13 protein-coding genes are annotated in these 12,179 nt (G+C 57.7%); 7 read left to right on the top strand and 6 right to left on the bottom strand.

Annotated elements, in window-relative coordinates; genetic code table 11:
- Nucleotides 1-116 precede the first annotated feature (116 nt).
- Nucleotides 117-542: a pseudoazurin gene (locus tag LB556_RS23790; protein WP_224570049.1), complete on the bottom strand. Its 426-nt coding sequence runs from the start codon at nucleotides 540-542 to the stop codon at nucleotides 117-119.
- A gap of 404 nt (nucleotides 543-946) precedes the next feature.
- Here LB556_RS23790 and hemN point away from each other — a divergent pair, with 404 nt between their 5' ends.
- Entirely contained in the window at nucleotides 947-2,299 is a 1,353-nt protein-coding gene (gene hemN, locus LB556_RS23785) for an oxygen-independent coproporphyrinogen III oxidase (protein ID WP_224570048.1), read from the top strand.
- Between the two features lie 171 nt (nucleotides 2,300-2,470).
- Here hemN and LB556_RS23780 read toward each other — a convergent pair whose 3' ends face one another.
- Entirely contained in the window at nucleotides 2,471-2,731 is a 261-nt protein-coding gene (locus tag LB556_RS23780; protein ID WP_140892486.1) for a hypothetical protein, read from the bottom strand.
- Between the two features lie 486 nt (nucleotides 2,732-3,217).
- Here LB556_RS23780 and LB556_RS23775 point away from each other — a divergent pair, with 486 nt between their 5' ends.
- The 3 genes from LB556_RS23775 to LB556_RS23765 all read left to right on the top strand — a co-directional run bounded on the left by LB556_RS23775 (nucleotide 3,218) and on the right by LB556_RS23765 (nucleotide 5,177).
- Nucleotides 3,218-3,493 carry a DUF6522 family protein gene (locus tag LB556_RS23775; protein ID WP_140892484.1) on the top strand — a complete coding sequence of 92 codons (276 nt, stop codon included), beginning with the start codon at nucleotides 3,218-3,220 and terminating at the stop codon, nucleotides 3,491-3,493.
- A gap of 33 nt (nucleotides 3,494-3,526) precedes the next feature.
- The gene (locus LB556_RS23770; RefSeq protein ID WP_318011310.1) at nucleotides 3,527-3,859 is read left to right on the top strand and encodes an excalibur calcium-binding domain-containing protein; all 333 of its coding nucleotides are present in this window, start codon (nucleotides 3,527-3,529) and stop codon (nucleotides 3,857-3,859) included.
- Nucleotides 3,860-4,148: 289 nt separating this feature from the next.
- On the top strand, nucleotides 4,149-5,177 hold the full coding sequence (locus tag LB556_RS23765) for an IS110 family transposase (RefSeq protein WP_224570046.1): 1,029 nt from the start codon (nucleotides 4,149-4,151) through the stop codon (nucleotides 5,175-5,177).
- Between the two features lie 229 nt (nucleotides 5,178-5,406).
- On the opposite strand, the gene LB556_RS23760 is transcribed toward LB556_RS23765, so the two are convergent.
- The 3 genes from LB556_RS23760 to LB556_RS32065 all read right to left on the bottom strand — a co-directional run bounded on the left by LB556_RS23760 (nucleotide 5,407) and on the right by LB556_RS32065 (nucleotide 9,194).
- Nucleotides 5,407-6,591, bottom strand: coding sequence for a TerB N-terminal domain-containing protein (locus LB556_RS23760; protein ID WP_224570045.1), 1,185 nt, complete (start codon nucleotides 6,589-6,591; stop codon nucleotides 5,407-5,409).
- Nucleotides 6,592-7,142: 551 nt separating this feature from the next.
- The gene (locus tag LB556_RS23755) at nucleotides 7,143-8,582 is read right to left on the bottom strand and encodes a homospermidine synthase (protein WP_224570044.1); all 1,440 of its coding nucleotides are present in this window, start codon (nucleotides 8,580-8,582) and stop codon (nucleotides 7,143-7,145) included.
- 51 nt (nucleotides 8,583-8,633) lie between these two features.
- Nucleotides 8,634-9,194: an NUDIX hydrolase gene (locus LB556_RS32065; protein WP_224570043.1), complete on the bottom strand. Its 561-nt coding sequence runs from the start codon at nucleotides 9,192-9,194 to the stop codon at nucleotides 8,634-8,636.
- A gap of 178 nt (nucleotides 9,195-9,372) precedes the next feature.
- Here LB556_RS32065 and LB556_RS23745 point away from each other — a divergent pair, with 178 nt between their 5' ends.
- From LB556_RS23745 to LB556_RS23735, 3 genes are all read left to right on the top strand, one after another.
- On the top strand, nucleotides 9,373-9,657 hold the full coding sequence (locus LB556_RS23745) for a hypothetical protein (RefSeq protein ID WP_224570042.1): 285 nt from the start codon (nucleotides 9,373-9,375) through the stop codon (nucleotides 9,655-9,657).
- 1,082 nt (nucleotides 9,658-10,739) lie between these two features.
- Nucleotides 10,740-11,297, top strand: a complete 558-nt coding sequence (locus LB556_RS23740) for a nucleoside-diphosphate kinase (protein WP_224570041.1) — start codon at nucleotides 10,740-10,742, stop codon at nucleotides 11,295-11,297.
- A 269-nt stretch (nucleotides 11,298-11,566) separates the two neighbouring features.
- Nucleotides 11,567-11,812: a DUF982 domain-containing protein gene (locus LB556_RS23735; protein ID WP_224570040.1), complete on the top strand. Its 246-nt coding sequence runs from the start codon at nucleotides 11,567-11,569 to the stop codon at nucleotides 11,810-11,812.
- 187 nt (nucleotides 11,813-11,999) lie between these two features.
- Here LB556_RS23735 and LB556_RS23730 read toward each other — a convergent pair.
- Nucleotides 12,000-12,179 (bottom strand): hypothetical protein (locus LB556_RS23730; RefSeq protein WP_224570039.1); only part of this gene is annotated, 180 nt, incomplete at its 5' end.

Raw genomic sequence — 12,179 nt, 5'->3', positions numbered from 1 at the left:
AGGCGGGATGCGTTCAAACCTAGCTTGGCATCCCGCTCCATCTGTTTGAATAAGCCGCATTTTTTGCGACGTCAGCAAATATCCGCCTGGCAGCAAAAAGTCCCGGCGCGGGCGTACTATTGACCGATCTGCTTGAACAGATCGTCGAAAACCTTCTTGGCCTTGCCGGCCTGATTGACCGACTCAGCTGCCTTCAGATTGCTGCTTGGATCGCCGACCACGACAAGCGCGACCATGCCCATGCCATAGTGGGGATTGCACTTGACTCCGTAGACGCCGGGCTTGGTGAACGTAACCGTGAGATCCTTGTTCATCTGCCCTTTGAACGGCTCGGCACCTTCCGGCAACATACCGGGAATCGATTCGACATCGTGCCCCTTGTCCTTGGCGACGAAATGAACCGTATCGCCGGGCGCAATCTTAAGGAAGGATGGTTCGAGCTGAAACATGCCGTGCTTGCCCATGTTCAACATGGAGACCTCGAATTCGGCGGCGTTCGCAGTGCCGGCCCACGTTAGAACGGCGGCGGCGATGAACGGCATGAGTTTGGTCGAGCGCATTTCTTCTGATTCCCTGGTTGATCTGAATGACGAACTTTACGTGTGGCCGGCTACCTATCAGTCGTATTCGTCACGAACTTTGCGCCAGGACAAACACGCTCCAGAAAATGTGGCTTCGCCTCAATAGCCAACTGCCCGTCAAATCGGGCGCAATAGCTGCCCGCGCTTGCTCAATCGTCACTGCGATGGTGCATGCAGTACCTGTTGAGAGGTAGGAACCCAGGGGTCTTCAGGTCCCACGAACCGGATCGAATTCACGGACTCGGGCTCGCTGGAAATGCGTTTCCGGAGACGCAATAAAGCTGGTGTGACTTTGGCCTATCGCAAAGAAGCACGGGTTTGTCGCCGGCTAGAGTGCTTCAGCAGCACCGAGTAGGAGACCTCCATTGCAGACTTCAGTCCTGGCGAAATATGGCGACGCACGCCTGCCCCGCTATACCAGCTACCCCACCGCACCGAGGTTCTCCTCGGCGGTCGGCATCCACGAATATGGAGACTGGCTGGCGAACCTGCCGGCCGGCGATCCAGTATCGCTGTACCTGCACATTCCGTTCTGCCGGTCGATGTGCTGGTATTGCGGCTGCCATACGACGATAACCCGGCAGGACCGCCCAATCCTCGACTATCTCGGCGTGCTGCGCGAGGAAATCAGCATGGTTGCCGCACGAATTCCTAACCGCCTGCCCGTAGGCGAAGTACATTTCGGCGGCGGCACGCCGACCATCATCTCCTCGGCGGAATTCCTCGCGCTGATGGCGCTTATGCGGGAGCACTTCGCGTTCTCCGACACGACCGGGACCGCCGTCGAGATCGATCCACGCGGGCTTACCGCCGAGATGGCCCATGCGCTGGGCGCCGCAGGTGTCAGCCGCGCAAGCCTCGGCGTCCAGAGCTTCGATCCCGTCGTGCAGAAGGCCATCAACCGCATCCAGAGCAAGGCGCAGACCGCCGAGGCGACCGACCGTCTGCGCAGCGCAGGCATCGGCGGCATCAATTTCGACCTGATTTATGGCCTGCCGCATCAGACGGTGCAGTCTTGCGTCGAGACTGCCAGTGCGGCGATCGCCATGCTTCCGGATCGCCTGGCCGTGTTTGGCTACGCACACATCCCAACGTTCAAGAAGCACCAGCGGATGATCGACGAAACCAGTCTGCCCGATACCGCGGCACGCAACGAACAGGCTAGAGTGATCGCCGAGACGCTGGTCGCGGCAGGCTACAGGCAAATTGGCCTCGACCACTTCGCGCTGCCTGGAGACGATCTCGTCCAGGCGCAGGAAGCGGGCAGGCTGAGACGCAACTTCCAAGGCTACACCACGGACAATTGCGATACGCTGATCGGCTTCGGCGCCTCCGCAATCGGCCGCATGAAAAGCGGTTATGCGCAAAACGAGGTCGCGCCGGGCCTTTACGCCCAGCAGATCGCCTCCGGGCGGCTAGCGACGGCCAAAGGCTACCGCCTGACCGAAGAGGACGGGGTGCGGGCCGAGATCATCGAGCGGCTGATGTGCGATTTCAGTGCCGACATTTCAGCGATCTGCAAGGCTTACAGCTTCGAGCCGTCACGACTTCTCGGCGGCAATGACAAGCTTGCAGAACTTGAGCGCGACGGCATCCTCGACGTTGCGGACGGTATAGTGCGCGTAAGCCAGGACCATCGCTTCGTCATTAGAGCGGTCGCTGCGACCTTCGACGCCTATCTCGATCAGTCGAACCGCGCGCATAGCAAAGCGGCATAGTCCGCACGGAAAGCGCTCGAAACCGGATCAGTTTGAAACCTACAACTCGCGATCGCGGGCAGCATAGTCACTGCGTTCGGCGATGACCATGAACCGGCCGGCATTCAGCTAGGTATGCAAACTGAACCTGAACCCGTCGCGGAACGAGCCTGCAACGAGCAGCAGGCTTTTCTACACGAAGGCCATCACGACCACGCCACCTAGGACAATTAGGGCGAGCCCAGCGATAAGCATGGGCAGCAACGTATTGTCCGCCTTTGCGCCGCTTGCTGCTTCGGTGCTAAATACAAGGCTTGGCCACTCTTCGATCACTTCTTCGCTCTCGGAATCTATTTTCATTTTCGCCTCGCTTCGCGTTCTGGCATGCTTGGCATCGCAACGGGCAGTGGCGCCAATCGCCGCTCCGAAGAGCGCCTCGCGTCGCGTGGACATGTCAGTCTCCAATCTCGATCGTCGTCGATGGGGAGAGAAGGTGCACCACATGAAGCGTCTGTTCTTTGCGCTCGCGCAAATTGAACCAAGATAGGTTCGGTGCTTAGTGCGGCGGGAGGGACATCCCTTTTTACTGGATCAGCGCAGATTTATCGCGCCACAAGGGATTCGACGCCTTTCAGCGTCTTGACGGTCCGGACCAGCTTAACCCCGGTCGTCTGTCCGGTGCACCCGCTCTACCGGCTCCGATGCCTGGGATGGATCTTACTTGCGACACAGCAAAGAACGATCCGATTGCAGCAGTAAGCTAGAGTTAGTCGTGGAACGCGTTGTTCAGATATCCGTTGCGATCCTGACAGATGCAGAACTGTCATGACCGAAGTCTCCCTTACCGACGGGGTCGAATGGTGATCAGCTGCTCGAGTCAGAAAGCTTGCAACAACTTGCGGGACAAAGGTCTGGCCGGGATTTCTTCCGGGGGGTTGGATGACTTCGGTTAGATGGGCGGATGGCGCGCCTGAGATCGATGCTGCGGTGGCCGCTCGAGCGATGAAGTTCGCTGTCGAGTATTTCATGCGGCAGATGCAGCTTGGTAACATCAAAGGGCGGGTTGAGCGTGGGATTGGCGAGGACGAGGGCAGATACCGCCTATCCTTGCTTTATCATGATCGGGAGTTGACGATGATTGTCGGCCCAGGTGGCCAGATCATCAGCCAAGAACTGATCATGGCGGCACGGAAGTTTCGTTGGAAGCGAACCTGAATTCTGCGCAGCACGATTTGGGGCACTCGACGAATGCATGAACCGCTCTGCCGGTTGGCGGCGGTCAAATTGCTACCGAATTCCACGAGGGGAACAATGAAGCAATTAGCAATTTGGTTCATCGTGGCTATAAGCCTCTTGTCCGGAAACAGCTCACCGTCTCCCAGGGAAAACAGTCGGTTGTTGGGCGTGACTTCAATCAGAGGAAGTTCGTCGCGAATAGCGCAGAGCTGGTCTTGCGATCGGCGGCTGACGTGTTGGCAAATCAGCTCCTGTGATGAGGCCCGGTGGTATCTGGACAATTGTTCCTGGGGCGGCAAGCTCGATCGCGACAGCGACGGCATACCATGCGAGTCACTTTGCTGATGTGCGCCGCTCAGCAGCGAACCAGGCAAGCTGCCACAATCAGTTCAGCGGCCTTGTCGACATTGGGATGGCGATGGAGAGCTGCCATCCCAATGCTTCAGCTTCATGCCCTGAATGCGGGGGACGTTCTCAGCAATCATCTGGAACGGTATCCAGTTGATCGCTTACCCGTGCATGTGAACCGGCGTGCAAGTTTTGGAAACGATGACGTAATTGCTGCCGTCGCTCCTTTGAACGAAGACTTGGCAGACGGCAAAAGCCGCCGACCATTGAGATCAAGGAGGCCGCAGTGAAGCAATATGTCGGACTGGATGTGTCGCAGAGAGAGACGAGCGTCTGCGTGGTCGACGATACTGGAAAGACGGTGTTCCAGGGAAAGGCGAAGTCCGATCCAGGAGCCTTGACGGAGCTTCTGCATAAACGTGCGCCTCACGCCGAGCGCATCGGATTTGAGACTGGTGCCATGTCCAGCTGGCTCTGGCACGAGCTGAAAAGGGTCGGGTTGCCGGTCGTCTGCCTTGATGCTCGGCATGCAAAGGCAGCGCTTTCAGTCCGAATGAACAAGAGCGATGAGAACGATGCCCGCGGCCTGGCCGAACTGGTTCGCGTCGGCTGGTATCGGGAAGTGAAGGTCAAGAGCGCAGAAAGTCAGGTCACCCGATCCGTGCTCGTCGCACGGTCAAGACTTGTCGAGATCCGTCGCGACCCCGAAAACCAGACACGGTCCATGCTGAAGGAATATGGGCTGCAGTTCAGTCGATCGATTGGGTCACAGTTCCGGCGAAAAGTTTGGGAACTGGTTGCTGACGGCCATCCGCTTCGCCCTTTGGTTCAGGCGCTTCTGTCTGTCCATGAGCAGGTCTGCTGTGAACAGGAGAAGCTCGATCGGCAGGTCCGGCATCTCGCTCGTGAAGACGAAACCACACGCCGGCTGATGACGGTCCCCGGCATCGGCGTGGTGACCGCGCTTACGTTCCGCCACACGATCGACGACCCCTCGCGCTTTCGCTCGGCCGCCAACGTAGGTGCCTATCTCGGCCTGACGCCGCGACGAAAGCAGTCAGGTGAAACGGATATCAATGGCCGCGTCTCACGTTGGGGAGATCGACTGCTGCGAACCTATCTGTACGAGGCCGCCAGCGTGCTCCTGCACCGGACGAAGAAATGGTCCACGCTGAAAGCCTGGGGGATGCGCCTGTCGAGACGGATCGGCTTGAAGAAGGCAAAGGTGGCGGTCGCACGGAAGATCGCGGTTCTCCTTCATTGCATTTGGGTTGACGGCACCAGCTTTGAGTGGGGTAACGAAAAGATGGCTTAGTCGACTCCATCCCAAACGAGTTCTCGGGCTGCTATCATCTCCGAACTCGTGATGTCCCTGCCGGGACGGTGGTTGCGGCGACCTCGGTCAAACGGCTGACAGCAGTTCATCTGCATCTCGTTGGAAACGTTGAGGCGCCCGACCCGAACATCATCATGAGGCATTCGACCTCGGAAAGGACCATGACCCCGGCGATGGCAATGCGATCCGGATTGACAACTACCCGCAATTAAAGGGCCGTTTGACACCCCAGCAGACGGCTGTACGAGGCGAGTTCGTCGGTGCGTGCATTGAGGAGGTCCCGCAAGCCATCGAGGGGCGCGGAAACCGCGGCGATGTCGGGAAGCGGCCCGGTCTCGCTGTCGGACAGGTCAAGGCTGCATTCGAAGCCGCCGCTCGCCGCATGATATTCGATCTTGAGCTTGGTTTTCGGCGGATTGACCTTGAGTCCTAGTGGGTAGCGAGATGCGAACCGCATTTGCCAAAGCTCGGCAAGTTCATCGAAACATCTCGTTGCAGGCGTTCGGAGATAAGTGTCCGGAAGCGAGAGAACCCAGAGGAGTGCGTCCGTGCCGTCGAAAGAAGTCGCTGAGGCGAGTTTGCGCCCAAGATGGAGCCTGACGGACAACGGCATTTCATATCCGTTCCGGAGCTCGGGCGAGAGTACCGGGCGAGAGATTTCCGGACCTTTGACGAGGTCCGCAACGTCAAGAAATTTCGACGCGTAGTTCCTAAACGAGTGATTTTCGCCGTGGAGTGCAAGGAGGCGCCTGACCTCCGCTATCAAAGCAGGCGTCTCGTCTTTGACTGCATCCACGAGCATACGGCGTTCAAGGCCGTAGAAAGACAGGAAGACATATCCAATGCCGATCCTCGGATCCTTCCTTCCGCTCGGAAGCCAGTCGAGATAGGTCCGCCTGGCAACGGGAGGAATGTTCGAATATGACGGCCAATAAGGCAGGAGGCTGCCTGACTGATCGCTGCCCGATGGGGCGATCGCGCATGATGGGTCCACGAGGCAATTGTTCTCGCGGTCCGAGATCGATCCGGTGAAGGCTCCGCCGAGATAAAACATGCCCGCGTCGATGGAAATTCCACCCACCCGAACACTCTCACCGGGCGGAATCCATCGGGCATGATTCCTGATCGCGGAAAGCCTGTCGCGACTTGGCGGTGGCAGGGCTAGCAAACCCCGGTCCCGTTGGTCCGATCCGTCAGTGAACCTTGGATCGGGGTTTATCCGAGGATCAATCCACGCCTCCCTGGCCCGGGTCTCAGATAAATCTTTGTCCACGCTGCTAGGCGTTGTAGCGAACTCGCGCAACTGGAGTGCGTGAACGCTCCGTTCCTTGTTCTTGACGGCGCGGAAAACGAACCAGGCGGCCAAGATCGCGCCCGCAAGCACCCACTCCATTGTCGCCCCCGCGCTTGCTTTGGATGTTCTTTCCCCGAATGATTGCATAGTCGGGGGCTCCGGTACAAATTCGTTGCCCGGCATCCAAGCATTTCCAGCGTTCGACTTCGGTGCTTGTGGAAGGGCTTATGCTGCGGAATGAACGCCCCTGGCGGCATGAACGGCGCCGAGTTTTGATGCGGACGGGCTAGCCTCTGGTGGCACAAGACGAATTTCAGCAGCCTCTGGGGTGGAACAGGTCAATCATTTTGCTCGCAGGCTAGCCTCGTGGACCCCATTTGGATGAACCGAAGTGGCTGTGATCTGAAGGGCCGTAAATCGGCTAAATGAGGATGAAACGCGCCGATCAGAAGCGCGCCGCGCCCGATCGCGACTATAGTCGTGTGGTGATATCCATGGGTCAATTTCCCTATTGCCATCTTGGCATTTTCGAGTAGGACGACGCCGTTCGCACGGAATCGTCCGTCCGCACGAATTGCTTCCGCGCCGCAACAGAACCAGATCGTCAGCTTTGCTGCAGCAGAAACCCCGTGCGCGCTGCCTAGCGCCAGTCAGGAAACCAGCACATTCCGGAACTGCCATGGATCCGATGTGTCGATCTCTTCCGGGAAGAGCCCAGGCCGGCCATCCAGAGGCGTCCAGTCCGTATAGACACTCACGAGTGAGCCAAGATAGGGCTTCTGGATCTCCAGACAACGCCGGAAGTCCAGGTCTTCAACCTCCACGATGCCAGCCTCGGGGTTTTCAAGCGCCCAGACCATGCCTGCGAGCACTGCCGACGTGACCTGAAGCCCAGTAGCATTGTGATGGGGCACAAGCTGGCGTGTCTCTTCAATCGAGAGCTGCGAACCGTACCAAAACGCGTTTCTTGAATGCCCGTAAAGAAGCACGCCAAGTTCATCTATGCCGTCGACGATCTCGCTCTCGCCAAGGATGTGGAACTTGTCCTGAGCCTTACCGGCCTTGCCGAACATTTCGTGCAGCGACAGCACCGCGTCATCGCAAGGATGATAGGCGTAGTGGCAGGTCGGCCGATAGGCGACCTTTCCGTCATCATCGTGAACGGTAAAGTAGTCGGCAATGGTAATGGACTCGTTGTGGGTGACCAGGAAGGCGTGCTGCGCCTGTGCTGTAGGCGTCCACGAGCGGACACGCGTGTTGGCGCCAGGCTGAAGCAAATAGATCGCGGCCTGTGAGCCGTTGTCGTGGGTGCGGCCGTTGACTGGCATCCATCTTTCATGAGTGCCCCACCCAAGTTCGGCGGGTTGCAGGCCCTCGGATACGAAGCCTTCGACGGACCAGGTGTTGACGAACACGCCGACAGGCTTTGGCGACAGGGAGCGCTGTGTGTCCCGCTCGGCAATATGCATGCCCTTGACCCCGACGCGATGCATCAAGATCGCCCATTGCTCTCGCGATTTCGGCTCTTCATGTTCTATTCCGATATCGCTTGCGAGGGTGAGCAGCGCTTGCTTCGCAAGCCACGAGACCATTCCGGGATTGGCCCCGCAGCACGACACGGCAGTCGTGCCACCCGGGTTCCGGCGTTGTGCTTCGAGGATGACTTCGCGCAGCGCGTAGTTGGTGCGGGCTTCGGGCCCGACGCTGTTGTCGAAGTAGAAGCCTGCCCAAGGTTCAGCGACGGTGTCGATATAAAGCGCACCGATCTCTCTGCAGAGCTCCATGATGTCACGCGACGATATATCGACCGAGACGTTGACGCAGAATCCTTGGCCACCACCGGCCGTCAGCAGAGGTGTGAGAAGCTCGCGGTAGCCATCTGGTGTGACGGCCGCATGGACAAATCTAATCCCTCTCTCATCGAGGAGGTGTCGGTCAGTGTCGTCGGGATCGACAACCACAAGGCGGGCCCGTTCAAACTCAAAATGGCGCTCGATCAATGACAGCATTCCTTTGCCGATAGAGCCGAAGCCAATCATTACGATGGGACCGGAAATTCGTGCGTGCACAGGCCAGGATTCGATTTTCATATGCTTGTCCATGATGGTTGGCGTCACGAGGGAGACGTGACTGGAAAGGATTCAAGGCTTAGATCTGCGGGGACCGTCTTCTTTTTCGCGGGTCGCGCCGACCAAAGGGGGACGTCCGCATTTGCAATCGTCGACGCAAACAGCGCAGTTCGCCTCCAAAGATCTTAGAACTCGTGCGAGTTGGGAGTCCGAAACTGTCCGTCCCGCCTCGGAAACGGTAAACCAACTCCGCTTGCGTTGAGACTGCTCGGGCCAGTTGACGAGTGTGCCCCGGACTTCGATGCCGAACAGAACAACACGGCATAAGACTGTCGAACCGTCGCGAAGGATTTTCAGGTAGTCGTAGGCCCCGATCGGTTCCGAACGAGGATCTCCGAATACTCCTCCTTCTTCGAATGCCTCCAGTGCGGCGACCTTTGCCGGGGTCTGGCCTCTGATGGGCCAGCCTTTCGGGACGATCCATCGACCTCTCTCTCGCGAGGTGATCAGGAGAACCTTGAGCTCACCACTCCTGGACCAACGCCATGCGATGGCACCATACTGACGGCGAATGCGTGACCCTTGGAACGACCCTAGCTTTCCATGGATGGCAGCTTTTTCAATCGCTGACACGATCTACAACCCGGTCTTTACGAGAGCGACGCATCGGCGCCGTCGAAAACCCTTCTGAGGGCGCGTGTGGCAGCTATATTGAAGAAGGCCCCGGCTGGCACACCATGGACAGGGCCGTGCGGCCTTCGGCAGGTCGCGTTGACAGGTCTGGCACATTACGGCCAAAAACGGGGTGAACATGATGGGCTCCGAGGGGCGCTCGCCAAGCGATACGCAAATAGAACTGCACCGCGATGATTTTGGTGAGTGTTCCCGGAGCGGAGTACTGTGCGGCTGTCAGTTCATCATCAAGCTGCCCCGGGAGAAAGCATATGCATCCCCGGCGAGCCTCGAAATCATGATGAATGTTTTCATGCACATGCCATTGAATCTAGACATTGAGGCGACCAAAGCAAGGGTAGAAACTGCCCTGCGACAAAAAGCGTTCTTTGCACAACCGCATTTGACTTTGATCATTCCATGACCAAGATGGAGGCATGCAAAGTTCGCTCCCCTATGTGCCGACTTTTCGGTTGGGCCTTCTCGTAGGCCATTAGCCCTGGTCCGGATTGTCGCCGAAGCGACAAGTGGGCCAGGGAGTTCTTCCTTTCAACAACCCAACTGGTTTCGCTGACCGCAACACGTTCAGACGGAATCTGATTGCGAATGTCACACGGCTTGTTCCCGCGCCAGACCGGGAGGTTGATGTGACCTTGGCTTAAAGGCAGAAAAGAAAAAAGGTAATCGAGAAATACGCAAACCGAAGAAGATAAGAGAAAAGCCAGCGGAGATATCAGCGATTTCTCAACAATCTATCAGAGCCTGGCAACGTGTAGGAAAGAAATAACTTTAATTTTGTGATCCATATAGGGCGCCCTTCGAATCCGCCCTATATGGAAACTTGTTAAGTTCGCTCTCAAACAGGGCGATGTCTTTTATTTTTCTATGGATTCTTGACTTCCGTGAGAAGCTCGGGAAAGATGCAACCATGAATGCCGCCGTGAAATTGCTCCTTTACTTCCGGGATTGTCCCATCGTGGGATCCTAACCCCCGGCTCGGCTTTTCTTTGAGTCGAGGGGCGACAAATTCCGGTCGGCTTAGCCTGCCGAGATTAACTGCCGCGAGATTCCGGCATCGACCTGAGTGCCTGCTCCAGAGGGACGCACGGCCCGGCTTTTAGCGAGTCTGAAATGGCCAAAATAATTGAATCCAAGAGCAAGCCAAGGCTCGTCATTAGCGCTGCCTCCCATTCCCGCTTCCCTGCGGCTCAAGCAACACGTCGATGGACGCAGCCCCCCGTTGGTGGTGATGAAAGCCAAGTAGAACAGCGTCGGCGAAGCCAGCGGCCAACGCAAAGCGGCGACGGCAGACGAAGCTCAGTCGGCAAAGTCGACATAACACTTCCAACTCTCTTCAATCGGCTGAACCAGGCGGGCAGCCCGATCGCGGGAGAGTAGCCCCTCCCGTGGCCGCTCGCGGTGCATGGATCAGGGGCAGCTCGTGAACAAATCACAGAACGGAGAACGCTTTTTCGTCGGCCCCAGCGGCCGACATGGAGATATGCCATGTCCAACGATCAGATCTTTCGCCTCACTACAAAAGACTACACCATCCTCGAAGTCATGCTCGACCGCCGCCTTGGGCGTGACGATCCTTTGGTCCCGATCCTCCAGCGCAAGCTGTCGGCCGCCATCGTGACGTTCCGAGAGGATATCCCGGCAAACGTTGTGACACTTAGCAGCCGGGTCACTTACAGGGTGAACGATGCTCCGGCAGAAACGCGCATCGTTACCCATGACGAGATGCGCGGCCTAGTCGGGTCGGTTCTGTCGATCACCAATCCACGCGGACTCGCTCTTCTAGGCTTGGCCAAAGGCGGGCGGATGACGTTCGCGAGGGCGGACGGAAGCGAAGAAACGATATCGGTAGAAAATGTGGTTTATCAGCCCGAGGCCTCCCTTCGAGAAAAGGCCAAGCTCGGCCAAGTGGCGGAAAGTGGGCAAGCAGCGCTCCAGCCCGCTCCGGGAACCGTCGGTTCAGGAAACATTCTCCTACGGGCAGCCAAGACGATGTTCATGACCGATTCAAGCGGATTCGACGATCCCGGACCGTCGGCTGCTTAGCAGGCTGACGATGTATTGCTATGGGCGCGGGCGTGATCGGTGTCACGTCCGCGTGGCGCATCGAGAAGGTCGTTAGCGCCATTTAGGAAGGGCAGCGGAGATCGCCGTTTGGTATGATTCCGAGATGATTGGCGTGACACGTTGGTAGACAATGCAATTTGTCTGGGGCGATCCCGTTCACACCTACTCACACAACGGTGCTAGCTGTTCTACGAAACCGTTCATCGACACGTGCGTTTTGTTCAGTACGATTTATCTGAGGTTCCATCATGTACGAAGCGTGGTTTTCCAAGCCGGTGTCAGTCACCACCGGCATCGGTGGAGACATTCGCAATCTCTTGAACGCTCAACAAGCGACAGATTTGCTTGGAGCAATTGGCGCGATGCAGGAAGTCAAAAAACATCGGTCCGCGTTGAGAGCTTGCCGGCAGGACATAACCGGTGGCGTTTCCGCCGATGTTGCAAGAGAAGTTTTTGTCGAAGCTGCCCGGGAGGCGCATATTTTGGTTGAATGAGATCGCAGCTTGTGCGGCGGATTCCTCGTTCGGCCTCCAAGGTCCTCCATTCGTCGGCGGGAATCCGGTCAGTCGGCCGTTTGAAAGTCCCTCAAGCATACACAATACCGTATCGCGATTGAGAGCCGCGTAATTGCTGGCGAGGTAGATCGACCGCGTTTCGAGAAAGCTCGCATCTAGTGCGCGTTCAACCAACGCGGTCTTGTTCAGCGCCATCCTGTTTTCTACGGCGGGCGCCGAAGCCCAGCAATGCCGAACGCTCCCGCTCCTCGGCTTGCTTGCGCGAGCGTACGCGCATCAGATCCTTCCAGCCGACATAGCCGACCAGTTGCAGGTTTTCGCGGTTAACCACCGGCAGATGCGACAC

It is taken from the genome of Mesorhizobium sp. ES1-4 (genome assembly GCF_020164745.1).
Classification (GTDB): Bacteria; Pseudomonadota; Alphaproteobacteria; order Rhizobiales; family Rhizobiaceae; genus Mesorhizobium.
This window is presented reverse-complemented; position numbering and strand designations above follow the sequence as displayed.

Excerpts from the sequence above, each read along its gene's own strand:
- LB556_RS23790 (WP_224570049.1), bottom strand. The coding sequence starts at position 542 with ATGCCGTTCATCGCCGCCGCCGTTCTAACGTGGGCCGGCACTGCGAAC.
- LB556_RS23780 (WP_140892486.1), bottom strand. The coding sequence starts at position 2,731 with ATGTCCACGCGACGCGAGGCGCTCTTCGGAGCGGCGATTGGCGCCACT.
- LB556_RS23770 (WP_318011310.1), top strand. The coding sequence starts at position 3,527 with ATGCATGAACCGCTCTGCCGGTTGGCGGCGGTCAAATTGCTACCGAAT.
- LB556_RS23775 (WP_140892484.1), top strand. The coding sequence starts at position 3,218 with ATGACTTCGGTTAGATGGGCGGATGGCGCGCCTGAGATCGATGCTGCG.
- LB556_RS23745 (WP_224570042.1), top strand. The coding sequence starts at position 9,373 with ATGATGGGCTCCGAGGGGCGCTCGCCAAGCGATACGCAAATAGAACTG.
- LB556_RS23735 (WP_224570040.1), top strand. The coding sequence starts at position 11,567 with ATGTACGAAGCGTGGTTTTCCAAGCCGGTGTCAGTCACCACCGGCATC.
- LB556_RS23760 (WP_224570045.1), bottom strand. The coding sequence starts at position 6,591 with ATGGAGTGGGTGCTTGCGGGCGCGATCTTGGCCGCCTGGTTCGTTTTC.
- LB556_RS23740 (WP_224570041.1), top strand. The coding sequence starts at position 10,740 with ATGTCCAACGATCAGATCTTTCGCCTCACTACAAAAGACTACACCATC.
- LB556_RS23755 (WP_224570044.1), bottom strand. The coding sequence starts at position 8,582 with ATGAAAATCGAATCCTGGCCTGTGCACGCACGAATTTCCGGTCCCATC.